At 36.0% G+C, this 19,219-nt stretch carries 16 protein-coding genes and 1 tRNA gene; all 17 read left to right on the top strand.

What is annotated here, in order from left to right; translation table 11 throughout:
- Positions 1-3 precede the first annotated feature (3 nt).
- The 17 genes from NTHER_RS09640 to NTHER_RS09555 all read left to right on the top strand — a co-directional run bounded on the left by NTHER_RS09640 (position 4) and on the right by NTHER_RS09555 (position 19,100).
- A complete protein-coding gene (locus NTHER_RS09640) occupies positions 4-1,566 on the top strand; it encodes an amidohydrolase (protein ID WP_012448338.1) in 1,563 nt (520 codons plus the stop codon).
- 93 nt (positions 1,567-1,659) lie between these two features.
- A complete protein-coding gene (kce, locus tag NTHER_RS09635; RefSeq protein ID WP_012448337.1) occupies positions 1,660-2,475 on the top strand; it encodes a 3-keto-5-aminohexanoate cleavage enzyme in 816 nt (271 codons plus the stop codon).
- Between the two features lie 46 nt (positions 2,476-2,521).
- Positions 2,522-3,556, top strand: a complete 1,035-nt coding sequence (kdd, locus tag NTHER_RS09630; RefSeq protein ID WP_012448336.1) for an L-erythro-3,5-diaminohexanoate dehydrogenase — start codon at positions 2,522-2,524, stop codon at positions 3,554-3,556.
- A gap of 478 nt (positions 3,557-4,034) precedes the next feature.
- Positions 4,035-5,462, top strand: coding sequence for a group II intron reverse transcriptase/maturase (gene ltrA / locus NTHER_RS09620; protein ID WP_012446632.1), 1,428 nt, complete (start codon positions 4,035-4,037; stop codon positions 5,460-5,462).
- Positions 5,463-6,003: 541 nt separating this feature from the next.
- Positions 6,004-6,324: a divalent-cation tolerance protein CutA gene (gene cutA, locus NTHER_RS09615; RefSeq protein WP_012448334.1), complete on the top strand. Its 321-nt coding sequence runs from the start codon at positions 6,004-6,006 to the stop codon at positions 6,322-6,324.
- Positions 6,325-6,342: 18 nt separating this feature from the next.
- Positions 6,343-7,629 carry a histidinol dehydrogenase gene (gene hisD / locus NTHER_RS09610; RefSeq protein ID WP_012448333.1) on the top strand — a complete coding sequence of 429 codons (1,287 nt, stop codon included), beginning with the start codon at positions 6,343-6,345 and terminating at the stop codon, positions 7,627-7,629.
- A 325-nt stretch (positions 7,630-7,954) separates the two neighbouring features.
- Complete coding sequence (gene yfmF / locus NTHER_RS09605) at positions 7,955-9,244, top strand: EF-P 5-aminopentanol modification-associated protein YfmF (RefSeq protein ID WP_158438248.1); 1,290 nt, start codon at positions 7,955-7,957, stop codon at positions 9,242-9,244.
- On the top strand, positions 9,244-10,548 hold the full coding sequence (yfmH, locus tag NTHER_RS09600) for an EF-P 5-aminopentanol modification-associated protein YfmH (protein ID WP_012448331.1): 1,305 nt from the start codon (positions 9,244-9,246) through the stop codon (positions 10,546-10,548). Before yfmF ends, yfmH begins: the two co-directional genes overlap by 1 nt.
- A 113-nt stretch (positions 10,549-10,661) precedes the next feature.
- The gene (locus NTHER_RS09595; RefSeq protein ID WP_012448330.1) at positions 10,662-11,768 is read left to right on the top strand and encodes a M20/M25/M40 family metallo-hydrolase; all 1,107 of its coding nucleotides are present in this window, start codon (positions 10,662-10,664) and stop codon (positions 11,766-11,768) included.
- A 66-nt stretch (positions 11,769-11,834) separates the two neighbouring features.
- Positions 11,835-12,473, top strand: a complete 639-nt coding sequence (locus NTHER_RS09590; protein WP_148206844.1) for an RNA polymerase sigma factor — start codon at positions 11,835-11,837, stop codon at positions 12,471-12,473.
- A gap of 6 nt (positions 12,474-12,479) precedes the next feature.
- Positions 12,480-13,118 (top strand): anti-sigma factor family protein, encoded by a 639-nt coding sequence (locus tag NTHER_RS15260; RefSeq protein WP_012448328.1) that lies wholly within the window; start codon positions 12,480-12,482, stop codon positions 13,116-13,118.
- 35 nt (positions 13,119-13,153) lie between these two features.
- On the top strand, positions 13,154-15,946 hold the full coding sequence (polA, locus tag NTHER_RS09580) for a DNA polymerase I (protein WP_012448327.1): 2,793 nt from the start codon (positions 13,154-13,156) through the stop codon (positions 15,944-15,946).
- Positions 15,947-15,951: 5 nt separating this feature from the next.
- Positions 15,952-16,839: a DNA-formamidopyrimidine glycosylase gene (mutM, locus tag NTHER_RS09575; protein WP_012448326.1), complete on the top strand. Its 888-nt coding sequence runs from the start codon at positions 15,952-15,954 to the stop codon at positions 16,837-16,839.
- 78 nt (positions 16,840-16,917) lie between these two features.
- On the top strand, positions 16,918-17,541 hold the full coding sequence (gene ytaF, locus NTHER_RS09570) for a sporulation membrane protein YtaF (protein ID WP_012448325.1): 624 nt from the start codon (positions 16,918-16,920) through the stop codon (positions 17,539-17,541).
- 147 nt (positions 17,542-17,688) lie between these two features.
- Positions 17,689-18,279 carry a dephospho-CoA kinase gene (gene coaE, locus NTHER_RS09565; protein ID WP_012448324.1) on the top strand — a complete coding sequence of 197 codons (591 nt, stop codon included), beginning with the start codon at positions 17,689-17,691 and terminating at the stop codon, positions 18,277-18,279.
- Between the two features lie 61 nt (positions 18,280-18,340).
- On the top strand, positions 18,341-18,928 hold the full coding sequence (locus tag NTHER_RS09560; protein WP_012448323.1) for a lytic transglycosylase domain-containing protein: 588 nt from the start codon (positions 18,341-18,343) through the stop codon (positions 18,926-18,928).
- A gap of 84 nt (positions 18,929-19,012) precedes the next feature.
- Positions 19,013-19,100: transfer RNA gene (locus NTHER_RS09555), tRNA-Leu, on the top strand.
- Positions 19,101-19,219: the final 119 nt, after the last annotated feature.

Below are 19,219 nucleotides of genomic sequence, written 5' to 3'. Positions count from 1 at the left end.
TCTGTGCCTCAAAAGGCAGATTTAGTAATTAATAATGCAAAGGTAATTACTTTAAATGATTCCCATGATATCGAGCAAGGAGTTACAATTAAAGACGGAAAAATTTTGATGACAGGAAATAATGAAGAACTTGACGAATTAATAGGCAATGAAACAGAAATCATGTCACTAGATGGAAAAACAGTGGTACCCGGGTTTATTGATTCCCATGTTCATTTTATGCAAACTGGAATGAACGAATTGTTTTTGGATTATACAGAATTTACTAGCTTGGATGAGTTACTTAAAGACTTATCGAGTAAAATTGAAACTTCGAGCCCGGGTACCTGGATTCGCGTAGCAAAATATGATGATGATAAATTAGCTGAGAAACGACCTCCCACTATAAAAGAATTAGATGAAGTAGCACCTAACAATCCAATATGGATGAATAGAGTAGACTGCCATTCATGTATAATCAATAGTAAGGCCATGGAAATTTTGGATTTAACCAATGAAGAATTAAAGAATTTGGAAGGTGTGGAACGAGATACAGACGGACAAGTCACAGGTAATATGCGAAATGTAGCAAATGGCGTAGTAAGGAAACTTGTTATGGATATGATTTCCGAAAAACAGCGACTACAAGCTATGGATTACGCAACAGACTTAGCTTTGAAGGCAGGAATAACTACTGTTCACAGTATGGAAGGTGGAAAATTATTTAGTGATCAAGATGTTGATATTCTATTAAGGAAATGGGAAGAAAATCCCCTTTATATAGTAGTTTTCAACCAAACAACAGATGTTGGCAGAGTTGTCGATTTAGGTCTTGAACGAATTGGTGGCTGCATAATTCTCGATGGATCCTTTGGATCAAGAACGGCAGCTTTATTGGAACCATACACCGATGACCAATCAACTAAAGGTGAGTTATATTACTCTCAACAAGAAATAGATGATTTTGTCATGAAAGCGCACAAACAAGGGATGCAAATTACAGTTCACGCTATAGGTGACAGGGCTATAGAACGAATTCTACAAGCATACGAAAAAGCTCAACAACAATATCCTAGACAGGACATTAGACACAGGATTGAACATGCAGAACTTATTAATCGAGAACAACTAGAAAGATGTCAGAAAATAAATGTTACTTTATCAGTCCAACCTACTTTTGAATACTTTTGGGGCGGACCTGGAATGTATGGCACTAGATTGGGCGAAGACAGAGCTAAAACAACTAATCCTTACAGGGATATAATTGACTCCGGCTGTTTATTAATTGGGGGTTCAGACAGTGATGTAACCCCCATGAATCCCTTATTAGGGATTCACGGAGCTGTAAATCATTCAAATTCTAAACAACGATTGACAGTAACTGAGGCTTTAAAATTATTCACAATAAATGCCGCTAAGTCAGTTTACGAAGAAGATTTAAAAGGAAGTATAGAGCCGGGCAAGTTAGCAAACTTGACCGTTTTAGAACAAGACATTTTGGAAATTTCCCACGAGAAATTAAAAGATGTTCAGGTTGAAAAAACAATAATCGATGGACAAGTTCATTACCAAAAGAATAACGACTAGACTCTCCACGTAAAAATTAGAGAACAGGCTAAAGCCTTAATTGAGGGTATAATTTCTTAAGGGGTACAATTTTTAAGGAAGGTGGGATTTAACATGGAAAAATTGATTATAACTGCTGCTATTTCTGGGGCCGAGGCAACTAAAGAGGATAATCCTAACATCCCTGTTACAGCAGAGGAACTTGCCGAGGAAGCAATTAAAGCTGAAGAAGCAGGTGCTTCAATTATTCACTTACATGTTCGCGACGAAGATGGCACCCCTACACAAAGCAAGGAAGTATTCAAAAAAGCAATTGATGCCATGAAGGAAAGAGGCGTTACGGCTATAATTCAACCATCTACGGGTGGAGCTGCTGGTATGAGTTTTGAAGAGCGTGCCCAACCAGTTGAATTATCTCCAGAAATGGCAACTTTGGATTGCGGAACCACTAACTTTGGGGATGCAATTTTTGTTAACGATTTACCTATGATGAGAGAATTTGCACAGTCTATGAAAAAATCCAATATCTTACCAGAATTGGAATGTTTTGAACCAGGACATGTATACAATGCTCTGCAACTTAATAAAGAAGGACTGTTACCGGAACACTTACACTTTGATATGGTATTGGGTGTGCCCGGAGCCATGAAAGCGTCTTTGAAGAACTTGATGTTTATGGTGGACTTAATACCTGAAGATGCTACTTGGACTGTTGCAGGAGTGGGTAGGCATGAACTTCCTCTAGCTACTCACGCAATCCTTATGGGTGGCCATGTAAGAGTCGGCTTTGAAGATAATATCTACTATAAAAAAGGTGTTCTTGCCGAAAGTAATGCCCAGTTAGTGGAAAGAATTGTAAGATTGGCCAATGAGTTAGATAGAGAAGTTGCAACTCCCGATGAAGCTCGAGAAATACTCAAAATCAAGTAATAGTCATCTGTTAACAAATTCTAAATAAATATAAGGGGTGATTAATATGAAAACAGGTAATAAATTTGGCGCACATAGAGTAATAGAGCCCGCTGGAGCACTGCCTCAACCTGCATGGAAAATTGATAACACCATGGAGATCTATGACAATGAAATATTAATTAATGTACAAACATTAAATATCGATGCTGCCAGTATGACTCAAATTGAACGAGAAGCAGGTGGCGATGAAGAAAAAATTAAAGCTAAAATGACGGAAATAGTTGAAGAACGTGGAAAACATCACAATCCTGAAACTGGCTCTGGTGGCATGTTAATTGGAACTGTAGAACAAGTGGGTGAAAAATTAACGGATCGTGATTTAAAGCCAGGAGATAAAGTTGCGACTCTATCGTCTTTATCCCTGACCCCTTTAAGGATTGACAAGATAAAAGAAGTCAATACTGATATAGACCAAGTTCATATAGAAGGAAAGGCCGTCTTATTTGAATCAGCATTGTATTCCAAAATACCAGAAGATATGGAAGATACCTTAGCACTGGCAGCTTTAGATGTAGCAGGTGCTGCAGCGCAAACTGCCAAGTTGGTTCAACCTGGTGATACTGTATTTATTATTGGAGCTGGCGGTAAGTCAGGACTTCTTTGCTTACATGAAGCTAAAAAGCGAGCTGGAGTTAGCGGTAAAGTGATTGGTATCAGCAGAAGTGATGCTGGTTGTGAACGTATTAAAGAGACAGGCTTAGCCGATGTAATCCTCCAAGGTAGTGCCACTGAACCTATGAATATTTTAAAAGAGGTGGAAGAAGCTACAGATGGAGAGTTATGTGATGTAACAATAAATAATGTAAATGTGCCTGATACAGAAATGGGATCAATTTTACCAACAAAAGATGGAGGAATAGTTTATTTCTTTAGTATGGCTACTAGCTTTACTAAAGCCGCATTGGGAGCTGAAGGAGTAGGTAAAGACGTTAATATGATAATTGGAAACGGATATACTAAGGATCACGCTGACATTACTCTAGAAATTTTAAGAGAAAATCAAAAAATCAGGGATATTTTCAATAGATTGTACACATAAATTTAATATGATTTTGTAATATGATTTAGATTTACAGGCCCGGAGTTCAATTATGAATTCCGGGCTTTGTCATTGTGCGCCATGCATGACGATTAGCTAGGTGGTGTAAGTCCACTATGGGGGTTTGTAGTTACCAACCATTAGCCAAGAGCAAGGGTGCCCATCGTGAGGTGGGATCTGAAGGAAGCTTAAGGCAAAATTCCGACCCAAGGCACACGAACATCATCAGGCATAAGGTATGGGATGAGTTTGCAATACAAAACGAAGTCCAATCAACTACACGGACATACCAGTGTAAATGATGTGGGTACATGGAATGAAAGTTAATCGTCTTACCGTGGGAGGTCTCATGGACGTGGCAAGATGAACTTCGAACCACGGTTGAAATAAGATTTGTCATGAGAAGTCAGCAGATTCCATAGTACTTGATGAGGTCGACATCATTAAGGAAGGGATGAACCTAGGAGGAGATCAGTAAATGACTGTTACCAATAAAGGAATGAAGTGCCGCCAACTTCTGACAGGCGAAAGCTGCAAAGAAGGCTCACCGCAGAAGAATAGTGCGGAACACGAAGGATATGCGGGAGTGCACAGTTCTTTAAGGATAACTGAAAACAACATCTCCAATGCAAACTTGTCGAAGGGGAATTTGCTAGAGGAAATTTTGGATAGAGACAACATGAATAAAGCATTCAAGAAAATAAAATCCAACAAAGGCTCTCACGGGATTGATGGGATGGGAGTAGATGAACTTCTACAATATCTCAAAGAAAACGGGGACCACCTCAGGCAAAGAGTCCTGGACGGTAAATACCGCCCTAATCCCGTCAGAAGGGTAGAGATACCTAAAGAAGATGGGAAGAAAAGAAAATTAGGCATACCTACAGTGGTAGACAGGGTAATCCAACAAGCAATAGCCCAAGTACTATCTCCAATATATGAGGAGCAATTCTCAGATAACAGCTATGGTTTTCGCCCTGGACGCAGTACTCATGATGCAATTAAGAAAAGTCAACAAAACATAAATGAAGGATACAAATATGTAGTAGATATGGACTTGGAGAAATACTTTGACACAGTAAACCAGAGCAAATTGATAGAAGTGCTATCTAAGACAATAAAAGACGGTCGAGTAATATCTCTTATCAACAAATATCTAAGAGCAGGAGTAATGATCAAACACACCTATAAGGATACAGAAGTTGGCGTGCCCCAGGGCGGGCCTCTTAGCCCTATCCTCAGTAACATAATGCTCCACGAATTGGATAAAGAACTTGAGAAAAGGGGGCACGAATTCGTCCGCTATGCGGACGACCTGCTAATCTTTTGTAAAAGCAGAAGAAGTGCCGGACGCACCTTGAAGAACATACTACCCTTCATCGAAAATAAACTATTTCTCAAAGTAAATAAAGATAAAACTGTAGTTGCCTATGTAGGAAAGGTAAGATTTCTTGGGTTTGGCTTTTACAGACATAAAGGAAAAGCCAGATTAAGAGTTCATCTTAAATCAGTTACAAAGATGAGAACGAGAATAAAAGAACTCACATCTAGAAGTTATGGAATAAGCAACGAAGCCAGAGCAAAGAAACTTAGCCGATACATTATGGGTTGGGTTAACTACTTTAAACCAGCTGATATGAAGAATCTGTTAATAAATACTGACAGTTGGATGAGAAGGCGTATTCGCATGATTTACTGGAAACAATGGAAGAAAGTGAGAACAAAATTTAAAATGCTCAAGTTCTTTGGAGCCAATAAATACAAAGCATGGGAATATGCAAACACAAGAAAGGGCTACTGGAGAATTTCCAATAGCCCCGTCTTATCCAAATCCCTTGGAAATGATGTAATCAAAGGATTTGGTTTCCTATTCTTTTCGGAATATTATCGACAAGTTAAAGCGTAAACTAGGAACCGCCGTGTACCGAACGGTTTGCTCGGTGGTGTGAGAGGTCGGTAGATAAAATAATTATCTACCTCCTACTCGATTGATGGATTATAGTGAGATTATTCGGGGTGGTACATCTAAAACTCCTCAACAGTAGAAATAAAGCTTCCTGATCAACTGCTCATCCCTGAACATGATCAGAAAATAACATCCTGTTTTTTGACTTAAATTCTACTATTGATCGTTAGATGTAATATCAACCCTTCACAAATTCATTCAATCAAAGAGTTCAACTATCAATAACGGAGTAAAACATCGCTAAAATGATAATAAATTGACAGGAACTTTTGGCTATGTGTCGAATTTTAAATAAACAAGTTATCTCTTTAATGTACAAATGTATAAAATTGAATTTTATACTCAAATATTTTAAAATTTCCATGGAATTTAATTTAAATTTAGCAATGCAAGCTGTAAAGCTAGCTATTGAGAAAGATGATTCGGGGATTTAATATAAATATTGATAATATATAGAAACTTGGTAATAGGAGGGATAAGGATGAGTAGATCAATGTTTTACATTACTGCTGAAAGTATGGAGGATGCTGAGCAACTCGCAAAACAACTTGTGGAAGATCGTTTGGTAGCTTGTGTAAATGTAATACCTAAAATTAAATCTTTCTTCTATTGGGAAGGAGAGGCCCAATCCGAGGAAGAAGTTTTATTATTCGGAAAAACTAAAACTGAAACAGTCAGCAAGTTAGTAGAAAGAGTTAAGGAACTCCATCCTTACGATGTACCTTGTGTAGTTACTTGGGAAATGAAAGATGGTAATCCGGATTTTCTAAAATGGATTGATGATGAAGTGAATCAATGCTAAAACAAAATGGGGGATACTATGTATAAATTAAAAGAAGCTAAACTAGCTAGCCAAAAGGCAAAATTTGAAGATGTGGAAACTAGAAACACAGTGACCAAGATAATAGATCAAGTAAGGACAAATGGAGATAAAGCACTATTTGAACTGACTCAATCTTTGGATAATTGCTCTCTATCCAAATTGGAAGTTAGCCAAGAATATATGAAACAATGTTACGACAATTTAACGGATAAAACTAAAGAAGCGCTTAATTTTGCTAAAGACCAGATTGAATTTTTTGCAAGTCAGCAACTTGCAGGATTTAAAGAAATAGAATGTGAAAATATCCCTGGAGTAAAACTTGGTTACAAGATCAAACCGATTTCATCATGCGGTTGTTATGTACCTGCTGGTAGATATCCCTTACCTTCATCTGCTTTGATGTCTATAGTACCTGCCAGGGTAGCGGGAGTTGAGAGAATTGTGGCTATTGCTCCACCTGTCAGGAAATATGGTGGAATCCACCCGGAATTACTGGCAGCTATGTATCTAGCAGGGGTAGATGAGGTTTATATTGTAGGCGGTGCTCATGGAATTGCTGCTTTGGCATTGGGCACTGAGACAATATCTAAGGTTGATTTTATTGTGGGACCAGGAAATAAATACGTGACTGAAGCTAAGCGACAATTGAATGGTATTGTTGGAATAGATCAATTGGCTGGCCCAAGTGAAGTGTTGATAATTGCCGATAATACTGCCTCTTCAACTAATGTTGCTGCAGATTTATTGGCACAAGCGGAACACGACCCCGATGCCGTTTGTGTACTAGTGACCACTTCAGAACAACTAGCTAAAGAAGTGAATCAGGAAATTCATCGCCAGCTAGATGAATTGTTAACCTGGGAAACAGCAGCTAAAAGTTGGGAAGATTACGGAGAAATCATACTAGTGGATAATCTCGACCAAGCTATTGAAATTTCTGATCAGATGGCACCGGAACATTTACAATTGATGACCGATAATAACTCAAATATTATGGAGATGGTTAATCACTATGGTTCCTTATTTGTTGGAGAATGGGCCTCGGTAGCTTTTGGAGATTATGTATCCGGTACAAACCATATTTTGCCAACGGGTAATAGTGCCAGGTTTTCAAGTGGGTTATCTGTAGGGAAGTTCTTAAAGATGTCTTCATATCAAGTTTTAACAGAAACGGGTGCTCATGAATTATCAGATAAATGTATGCACTTAGCTGAGTTAGAGGGACTTGAAGCACATAAAAAGTCAGCTGAGTTACGAGCTGACAACAATAACCCAAAGGATTAATTAGTTAAGTGATATCTTTAAGTAATTTTTGTATCTTATAAGCAATATTGAGTATTATCAGTAAGGGTCAGATATAGACCCTTACTTTTTATTTGTTGATCTCTATTGGCGTCTTTATATTTATTGTTGATACTTTAAAAATTTTCAATTGAACGGATTAAGCGCGTTTAGTAATGAATCTTAACGCCTTTTATTAATTATTAGGGATAAATTGAAGTCTTATCAGGTAAACTAAGAGCTAGTTAATACTATACCTGAAATAAACCTTTATTCGAATTTTGTATTGTAATAAATCATACATAAGCGAAAGGAGAATTCTATGGATATGAGTCAAACAGAGTTAGATACGGGTATAAGGCTCCACTATATCCCAAAAACTAACTTAAAAACAACTTTAATAAAAGTATTCTTTCACTGGCCTTTAGGAGATTATAACGGTCACATGGCTGTTATCCCTAAAGTTTTAGAGCGAGGACCTAGTCCCTATCCATCAATTACAGAATTTTATCGTCAATTAGAGGAAATGTACGGAGCGGAATTAGTGACTGGTGTTCACAAAAAAGGAGAACGTCAGATGATAGAGTTTAGGTTAGAAACAGTTAGCCAAGACTTTTTATTGGAACAGGGAAAACAATATGTTAATTTAGATAAAGTTATTAAACTTATGAGTCAGGTTATCTTTGAGCCAGTAACAAAAGGGGCTGGATTTAAAAAAGAATTGGTTGAACAGGAAAAGAAAAACCAGATTGACCGGATAAAGAAATTGAAAGATGATAAAACAAATTATGCTGTAGAAAGATTAATTGCACATATGTGTGAAAATGAACCTTTCAGTAAATCAAAATTTGGCACAGAAGAGGAAGTAAAGAGCATAACTCCATATAGTCTTTATGAACAGTACAGGAAACTATTATCTTCTGCTCCTATTGATATCTTTGTAGTAGGACATTTTTCGCAGGAAGAACTGAATTCTGCTATTCAAAAACATTTTAATTTTCCTGATCGAGAAAACATCCCTAATTTTACAACAGAGATTATAAAAGATGTAGATGAAACAAAAGAGGTTAAAGAAAATGAAAAAATTAACCAAAGCAAATTATGCTTAGGGTTCAGAACACAAATTTCTTTCAAAGATGAATTGATATTCCCATTAATGCTATTTAACGGTGTATTAGGAGGATTCTCCCATTCCAGGCTATTTCGAGTAGTCAGAGAACAACATAGTTTATGTTATTATGTTTTATCTAGATTGGAAAAAAGTAAAGGTGTTATGGTTGTTAATGCCGGAATCCAAAAGGAAGATTATGAAAAAACGGTGGAATTAATCACAAAAGAATTAGAAAAATTGAGACAGGATGATATACAAGATAAAGAGTTGGATATGACTAAACAGTCCCTGTTGTCAGCTATGAGACAGATTGAAGACAATCCTGATGCTATCTGTGAAACAATTTTAGAAGGTATTATCAATGACAGAGTCATGACACCTGAGGAGATTAAAGAAAAGATTGCAAATGTAGACCGGGATAGAATACTAACTGCTGCTCAAAAAGTAGCATTAGATACAGTTTATATTATGGCAGATGCAAAACAAGAAAAGGTGGGTGTTACATAATGAGAACCATTGAAAAAACTCAGGAACGATTTCATCCTTTATTAAAAGAAACCATTTATTATGATAAAATATCCCCTGGACTTGACACCTATGTATTTCCCAGAAAAGGGTATCAAAAAAAATATGCAGTATATGCAGTGAATTATGGTTCTATTGATACACGGTACCGAAATCGTTCTGGTAAAATTGTGAAATTACCTCAAGGTACAGCTCATTTTCTTGAACACAAAATGTTTGAACAAAAAGACAGGAATGTGTTTGATGAATTTTCGAAAAAAGGAGCAAGTGCAAATGCATTCACATCATTTGGACACACTGCATATCTCTTTAGTGCCACTGAAAATTTTTATGAATGTTTGAATACCTTATTAGACTTTGTTAATGAACCATATTTTACTAAGGAGAGTGTAGAAAAAGAACAGGGGATAATTTCCCAGGAAATTAGAATGTATCAGGATAATCCAGATTGGAAAGTATTCTTTAATATGCTTGAAGGAATTTACCATAACCATCCAGTAAATATCAATATAGCTGGAACTGAAGAGGAAATAGGTACTATTACTCCTGAATTACTTTATGATTGTCACAAGACTTTTTATCATCCTTCTAATATGGTGTTGTTTATAATTGGTGACCTGGATGTAGCTGAAGTTTTTTCTGAAGTTGACAAAAATCTGTCGGCCAAAAACTTATCTCCTAGTTCTGATTTAGACCACAGAACTTTACCAAGTGAACCAGAAAGTGTGTTTATGTCACAAAAAACTGATGAACATGACATTTCCAAACCAAGGGCTTATATAGGTTTTAAAGATCAAGTGACTAAGCAAACAGAAACTCCCAGTCTGAAAGATGAAATCGTGACAGACTTTTTATTGGAATTAATCTTCGGAAAAGGTTCAAAAATTTACCAGTCCTTGTTGGAAGAGGGGCTGATTGACAATCAATTTGAATTTTCGTATTCTCATGGAGAAGGTTTTGGTTTTTCCCTAATCGGAGGACCAACGAAGGATCCAGATAAATTAATACATAAACTGGAAAAAGGGATAGAAACGACATTTGAAGAAGGAATTGACAAAAGGGATTTTCAAAGAATTAAAAACAAATTATTAGGTGATTATATCCAGGGATTTAATTCTTTAGAATACCTGGCCAATACCTTTTTAAATTTATATTTTTCAGATGCCTTCCTATTTGATTACTCTGAAATTCTTAATCAAATCAGTATCGATGAACTTCATAATCGTTTGGCTAATCATCTGTATACTGAAAACAAAACCAAATCTCTACTTTATCCTTCCAATTAGATCTATCCGAAAAATATCATAAAAAAACAGGAAAAAAAGTCAATTTTGCAGAATACTTTATATGCCACAAAAGATATTCCTATATTTTAGTAAGGATGGGAGGTATCTGAATAATGACCAATAAGGACCGGTTAAAGGAACTGTTTTTTGAATTAGCGGAGATCGATAGTGAATCAGGGAAAGAGCGTCAAATGGCAGATCGTCTGAAGGAGAAGCTGCGAGAGTTAGGCGGAGACCCTTACGAAGACAATGCCGGGGAAAAAATGGGGACTGAAGCTGGTAATGTAATATGCAGAATAGAAGGTGATAATTCTAAAGAACCAGTAATTTTAAGTGCTCACATGGATACTGTTAAACCTGGGGTTGGGAAAAAACCTGTCATAGAAGGCGATGTGATTAAAAGTCAAGGAGATACTGTTTTAGGTTCAGATGATGCTGGGGGAATAGCAGCTATTTTAGAAGCGATTAAAACAGCTCAAGAACGTAATGAAAGCCACGCACCAATAGAAGTTGTTTTTACAGCTTATGAAGAAGGTGGATTGAATGGGTCTAGAAGAATGGATTTTAATAGGTTGACAGCTAAGAAGAGTTACATATTTGATAGTAATGGACCTGTGGGAACCATGATAGTTGAAGCACCGGGACAAGATAAATACGATATTAAAATTAAAGGACGATCAGCTCATGCAGGTTTAAAACCAGAAGATGGAATTAATGCTATTAAAGTAGCGGCTGAAATAATATCTGACTTGAAGCTAGGCAGATTAGATGATCAAACGACAGCTAATATTGGAGTTATTAGGGCTGGAGAAGAAACTAATGTGGTTTGTCCCCTGGCGAAAATGGAAGGGGAGGCTCGTAGTCGTGATGAACAACGGTTAAAAGAAGTTACTGAAAAGATGCGCCAAACATGTGAAACATACTGTGAACAGTATGGTGCTGAACTAGAATTTGATGCACAACGACTTTACTCAGCATATAAGCTTGATCAAAAAGATGAAGTAGTTCAACACTGTTTGAATGCTTTGAATAAAGTGGGCTTACAACCTAAATATGAAGCAACTGGCGGCGGTAGTGATGCTAACATTTTTAATGCCAATGGAATTGAAACAGTTAATCTTGGAATGGGTTACGAAAAAGTTCACACTACTGATGAATACATTCCTGTTAAAGAATTGGAGAATGCAGCCGATTTAGCTTATTACTTAATAACGGTTTAATTTAAAACCCCTATATCTTAACTGTCAGGGGTGGTAAACCCGACAATTTTATAATAGAGTATATATATGAAGAGGGTAAAGGAAGTGACAATTATGAAATCTAATGATGAGTTCTTGGTAAAACAATGTCAAAATGGTCATTTAGATGCTTTTGAAGAGCTAGTACATAAATATCACCAAAAGGTTTATTCACTGTGCTATAGGTTTTCAGGAAATCACGATGATGCTAATGACCTGGCACAAGAAGCTTTTATTCGGGTTTATCATTCCATAAACAAATTTCATTTTAAATCCGCATTTTCAACCTGGTTGTACCGAGTCACTTCTAATGTGTGTCTTGATGAAATGAGAAAACGGAAACGTAAATCTTCAGTATCTTTAGATTCGCCTATGGAAACTGATGATGGGGAATTGTATTTTAATTTACCTGATCAAAAATTCAATCCGGAATTAATGGCAGAGCGTAAGGACGTTCAAGAAATTGTACACAAAGCTATTCAAGAACTACCAAAAGATCAAAAGTTAACATTGCTTTTACGAGAAATGGAAGGTTTTTCATATGACGAAATGGCAGAGGTGATGAATGTTTCCGTGGGAACTGTCAAGTCGCGTTTGAGTAGGGCTAGAAACAATTTAAAGGAAATCTTAGTCCAAAAAACGGAACTTTTTCCAGATAAATCACATCTAAAGGGTAAGGAGGTGTAACAGACAATGAATTGCAGTTGGATAATAGAGCGGCTTTCAAGTTACTTGGATGATCAACTTTGCCCTTTAGATGTGAAAAAAGTTGAAAAACATTTGAAAAACTGTGAAACTTGTAGTGCTGAACTGAACAAACTAAAAAATACCAGTACTTTAGTGAGTTCTTTAGAAAGGGTATCACCCCCTGCAAATTTTGTTGAAAGTGTTTGTGAGCAAGCGACTGGAGTAGAACAAGTACAACAGGAAAATAAGCAACACTTTATTTTTGATAACTTGTTATCGTTAAAAAATGTAGCGGCAGTCTTATTAGGAGTGCTTTTACTTGGAAATGGAATGATATTTGCTTTTTATGAAGGTGACGAAATGGCAGAATCTGAACATGAAATTAATTTAAGTGAATCCGAACAAGAAAAGTTTATTGAGAAAATGGCAGGGGTTTTAGATAGAGATTACTATCACCCCGACGCAGGAGAGGCTGATGTTAGAATGGCTTCCTCTGTTGGGGAAATTGATATAAGCAAGTACGAGGAAACTGGTGAAGACGCGGATGAAACAAATTCAACACCATTTATGATATTCAATGGTGCTTTTTTACCCATTGCCGCATCAATGGTGATTATATTTAAAAATCGCGAGAGAGGGGAATAATTCCCCTCTCTTTGTTTGCAACGGGGGGATAGAATTTGAATAGTAATGATTACCAAGCCAATGATAAATTTGTTGTTATAGATGGAAACAGCTTATTGAATAGAGCTTTTTATGCCCTGCCTTTATTACAAACAAAGCAGGGTTTTTTCACAAATGCTATTTATGGTTTTACAACTATGTTGTTAAAACTTGTTCAGGACGAATCACCTAATTACCTGGCAGTAGTGTTTGATACCAAGGCAAAAACATTTAGACACCACAAGTTTCCCGAATACAAGGGTCACAGGGATAAAGCACCTGATGAGATGCGTCCACAAATGCCCATGTTGAAAGAACTGCTAGAGGCGATGAATATTAATTACTTTGAAAAAGATGGTTATGAAGCAGATGACTTAATTGGAGCTTTCACTAAAATTGCAAAACAAGAGGATAAAGAAACAATGGTGGTTACTGGTGATAAGGATTTATTACAATTACTCGATGATAAAACAACTATATTACTGACTAAAAAAGGCATTACTCAAATGGAAAGCTATGATGGAGAAAAAGTTAAAGAGGAATTTGGTGTGAATGTCGATAAACTAATTGACCTAAAAGCGCTTACAGGTGATAAATCAGATAATGTGCCGGGTGTCCCGGGTGTAGGTAAAAAAACCGCCTTAAAATTACTTAATAATTATGGTGATTTAGAGAAACTATATAAAAGTTTAGATGGAGTAGGTGGAAAACTACAATCTAAGTTAGCAGACAATAAAGATAAAGCTTTTTTAAGTAAAGAATTAGTTACTATTGACTGTGAAGAATCCCTGATTGAAAACCTTGACTGGAACCAACTTTCTAAATTCGAAATTGCTTCTCCAAAAGCGCGTGAATTATTACAAGAATGGGAAATGAATAGTATTCTAGAAAGATTACCTGCCAGTGATGAAGAACAGAAGAAAGACCAAAGCCCAGTAAATGAGGGGAAAACCTCTAGTTTTAACTGGGATAATTTTTATTACATATCCGAATTTCCCCATGAGAATAGTGATAATCTTGAAAGTGAATTAGAAAAATTCATTCAAGACGGAAACCATAAAATGGCTTTGTATAGGCATTTACCCAAAAAATTAAGTACTGCTAAGCAAAAAGATAGTTATCCTGAACCCGAAGGTGGTTTGGTTGTTTCTATTAATGATTTAATTTTTTATGTTCCTGAAAAGCTGCTTAGTCAGGTGTTAGCTGAAACTATTGCGCCTAAACTGATAAAAGGGAATGACAAAGGAACTGAAACAGAGGATGCACCAAAATTAAAAATAGCTTCCTATAACATTAAGAGGATTTGGCATTTATTTAAAAACAATACAGAACTTGATCTTTACGATTTAGATACAAATAAATTTTTATTTTATGATACCGAACTAATGGCTTATTTGTTAGAACCTACTGAAGCTCCACATTCCATTGAAGACATGATGAATAGGTATTATGGACAATTTGACTTAACGCCTTATGGTCAAGATTGGCAAGCTGTTTGCGAGAGAGGAGCAATCTTGTTGGATTTGATTTCTCCTTTAGAAGATATATTACAGGAAAGAAATCAATGGCAATTATACAAGAATATCGAGTTACCATTAGCTTTTATACTGGCAAGAATGGAATTTAGAGGTATTAAAGTAGATGCAAGGGTTCTGACGGAAATGGAAGCAAATATTGATCATAGGCTGTCTGAGATCAGCACTAAAATATTTGAAATTGCAGGGGAAGAGTTTAATTTAAATTCTCCCAAACAGCTAGGTTATATTTTATTTGAGAAACTTCAACTACCAGTTGTTAAGAAAACAAAGACTGGTTATTCTACCGATGCTAAAACATTAGAAACTTTGTCTCATGACTATGAGATTTGCAAGCTGCTATTAGACTATCGCCAGTTACATAAATTAAAGACGACCTACTTGGTTGGACTAAAAGACTTGATTTCTAAAACAACCGGTAAAATCCATACAACTTATAATCAAACAATTACTGCTACAGGAAGGCTCAGTAGTACAGATCCTAACTTACAAAATATACCAATAAAATTAGAAGAGGGTCGTAAAATCAGAAAGGGATTTGTGATACAAAATAGCGATCAGTTGTTCTTGGCTGCTGATTATTCCCAAATAGAGTTGAGAATTCTAGCCCATGTTTCAGAAGATACTAATTTAATTCAGGCTTTTCAAGAACAGCAAGATATTCATACACAGACAGCAGCCCAGGTCTTTGAAGTAGAATCAACACAGGTTACTAGGGAGATGAGATCCCATGCGAAAGCTGTCAATTTTGGAATTGTGTACGGGATAAGTGATTATGGATTATCAAGACAACTGGGGATTTCGAGAAAACAAGCTAAAACTTATATTGACAACTATTTAACAAGATTTTCGGGAGTCAAAGAGTATATGGATCAAATAGTTAACCAAGCTAAGATGAATGGTTATGTTGAAACTTTGTACAATCGAAGAAGAAACTTACCAGATATAAGCCACAGAAATTTCAATATTAGGTCCGCTGCTGAAAGAACAGCCATTAATACGCCTATTCAAGGTACTGCTGCTGATATCATTAAAGACGCTATGGTAAAAGTGGAAAAGGAATTGGAAAAACAGGACTTACTTGATAAGGCCGCTTTGCTTTTACAGGTCCACGACGAATTAATATTAGAAATTAATAAAGAAGTTCTATCAGATGTTGCCACTAAAGTTAAAGAAATAATGGAAAATATCATTGAATTAAAAGTCCCTCTAACCGTTGATCTAAAAACTGGACCAAACTGGTACGATTTAAATCCTTATCAATCAGGAGAGTGATTTTCGTGCCCGAATTACCTGAGGTAGAAACAATTAAAAAGAGTCTCCTTTCGGATCTGACCGGTGATAGAATAAGTCGGGTAGAAATATATTTTCCAGGAATGTTACAAAACATGAGTCCCGAGGATTTTAAGGAAAGTGTAATTTCTAATCAGATTAAAGATGTAAAGAGGCGGGGAAAATATCTTCTGATTTATGTGTCATGTAATGGCAAAATGAAGGATCAAGTAAAAGTGATAATTATACACTTGCGAATGACTGGTAGATTGATCTTAAAAAACAACGAGGTCGAGAAGTCTCACAATCATTTAGATGATGAGGAAATCATCCAAGAATACCGGCATCTTCGATGTTTATTTCAATTACAATCTGGTATTACTTTAGAATTCCATGATCAAAGAAAGTTCGGTACTATGGCTCTAGTTAATCAAGGAGAAGAATTCTACTGGAAAGGTTTGGCTAACTTAGGACCTGAACCCTTAAGTGAAGAGTTTGATTACGAGGACTTTTATAAAGGTGTGAAAAAATCAAAAAAGCCCATTAAAGGTATTCTCTTAGACCAAAAACTAGTGGCAGGTATAGGAAATATTTATGCGGATGAAGTCTTATTTGCATCTGGGATTCATCCGGCTCGAAAGGGCGAAGAGTTAACAGAACAGGAAGTTGGGAGTTTGTATAAAACAATAATACAAATATTAGAACTGGGAATAAAATATCGTGGAACAACTTTTAGCGACTACCGTGATTCGGAAGGTAATAAGGGTAATTTTCAGGACCTATTAAAGGTTTTTAATAGGAACAAAGAAGAATGCCTGATTTGCCGTAGAGAAGTTCAAAAAACAAAAGTTGCCAATAGAGGCACCTATTATTGTCCAAACTGCCAACCCCTTTAAACAGAATAAAGGACATGCACTCCGGCTTTGTTCCTCCCATATATTATTATTAACTGTCTAGTTTTAGGGGGGAAACAAATGCCGGAGCTTTTTCCTTTAGTGGCATTATCACTGGCTGTGAGTTTAGACGGATTGGCAGCTGGTTTTGCTTATGGATTAAAAAATATTAAGATACCACTAAGCTCTTTGCTATTATTAAGTGTAACATCGGCAATATCCATTGCCATATCTATGTTTTTTGGCAGGATAGTTGCCGATTTAATTTCACCAGGTATCGCTGAGATAATGGGGGGCGTTATATTAGTAGTTTTAGGTTTTTGGTTCATCATTCAAAATTTAGCTATTACTTCCAAAGCATATCATCAAGAAGAAAATGATCAGGCTGATAGAAAAAATATTATAGAAAATGTGATGGATGATCCTATAAAGGCTGATTTAGATAGTTCTGGTGTGATATCATTAAAGGAGGCAATTATTTTAGGGATCGCACTAGCTATGGATGCATTTAGTGCGGGTTTTGCTGCTTCTTTAATGGGCTTTCACTCAATAATTACTCCATTTTTTGTAGGCTTATGCAAGTTTATTTTTGTTCCTATGGGAGTTAACTTTGGGTTTAATCTATTTTCAAAAGTGGATCGGTCTAAAGTCGCTTTTTTACCAGGCATTATTTTAATTATGTTGGGTTTATTGAACTTTTTCTAAATTGGAAAATTTCTTTATACCTGTCAAAATACCTATCAAACCCGCAAGAATCTGTTTAATCAAATATTTTACAGTATCTATAACTATATATTTATCAGCGCCTAAGATTAAGAAAACAATAATACTACAGTGAAAAGGATGATTATTATGATTGTAGGATTAACCGGTGGTATTGCTTCAGGAAAATCTACAGTTATGCAAATACTTTCAGAATTAGGTGCCGCAACTATAGACGCAGATAAAATATCTAAAGAACTTACTGAAAAGGATTCTCCGGTTTTAGATGAAATATGTCAGGCGTTTGGCCATGAATACTTTACGGAAGAAGGCTGTCTCAATCGGGCAAAACTTGGGGAAAAAGTTTTTAGCGATAAGCAGGCAAAGCAAAAATTAGAGGCTATTTTGCATCCTAAAATTAACGAAAGATTGAAACAAGAGATTTCTAAATTTCAGGCTGAAAACCAGAATAAACTCGTAGTAGTTGAAATAGCTTTGCTATTTGAAACAGGTCAAGAAAAGCAATATGATGAAAGTTGGGTAATATGGGTAGATTATCACACACAATTAAAAAGGTTAAAGGAACGTAATGGACTTACAACTCAACAAGCTCGTGATAGGATAAATGCTCAAATGTCATTGGATAAAAAGAAGCAATTAGCCCATCGAGTAATAGATAATTCTGGCACTTTTGAAGAGACAGAATTGCAGGTCAAGCAGATTTATTCAAAATTGCTATAGTAAATCGAGATAGTTTGTAATACAATATGAACAGAAATCGATATTAGAGGTGTCTTTAATAATGAATTTGCAAAATTCACGTAAAAGATATTTAATTGCGTTAGTTATAATAATTATAACAGCTTTGTTAACATATTGGTTTGCAATGCCCAGAATTTGGGAATATCTGTATCCTAAACATTTTCAAGAGGAAGTTTATTCTATAGCTGAAGATCATGAATTAGATCCTTATTTACTATTTGCAATTATAAAAGTTGAAAGTAAGTTTGATGAAAAAGCTATTTCAAATCAAGGGGCCATGGGATTAATGCAGCTTATGCCTACAACTGGAGCTTGGGCTGCTCAAAATGTCACTTATAACTCCTTTGAACATGATGACTTGTTTGATCCTAAAACTAATATTGAATTAGGAAGCTGGTATTTAGATTACTTGCTATCAGAATTTGATCAAGATTTAGTAGTCACTCTAGCTGCTTATAATGCAGGACAGGGTAACGTTCGTCAATGGATGGAAATGAATATATGGGATGGCAGCTATGAAGAATTAGATAATGTACCTTACAATGAAACTAAACATTATGTAAAAAATGTGCTTAGAGATTACGAACGCTATCGCGAAATATACGAAGAATCTTATGCCGGAGAATAAACTTGACAGCTAGGTTGAGTCAATTGTATAATAATTGAGGCTTGTATATATATTATATGTGTATTTAATCTTTAAATTATCTGTGCGGAAGTGGTGGAACTAGGCATACACGCAGTCTTGAGGGGGCTGTGCCCTGCTGGGCTTGCGGGTTCGAATCCCGCCTTCCGCACCATTAATTATTATTTGGTAGGGATTTATTACAACGTAAAGTTTTACAATTAAAAAAGATATAAAATAAACGGTGTAAACCTTCTGTAATTCATGAGCAGGAGAGGTTTACACCGTTTTTTT

Source organism: Natranaerobius thermophilus JW/NM-WN-LF (assembly GCF_000020005.1).
Classification (GTDB): Bacteria; Bacillota; Natranaerobiia; order Natranaerobiales; family Natranaerobiaceae; genus Natranaerobius; species Natranaerobius thermophilus.
The sequence above is the reverse complement of the archived record's forward strand: the minus strand, read 5'-3'. Positions and strand labels throughout refer to the sequence as shown.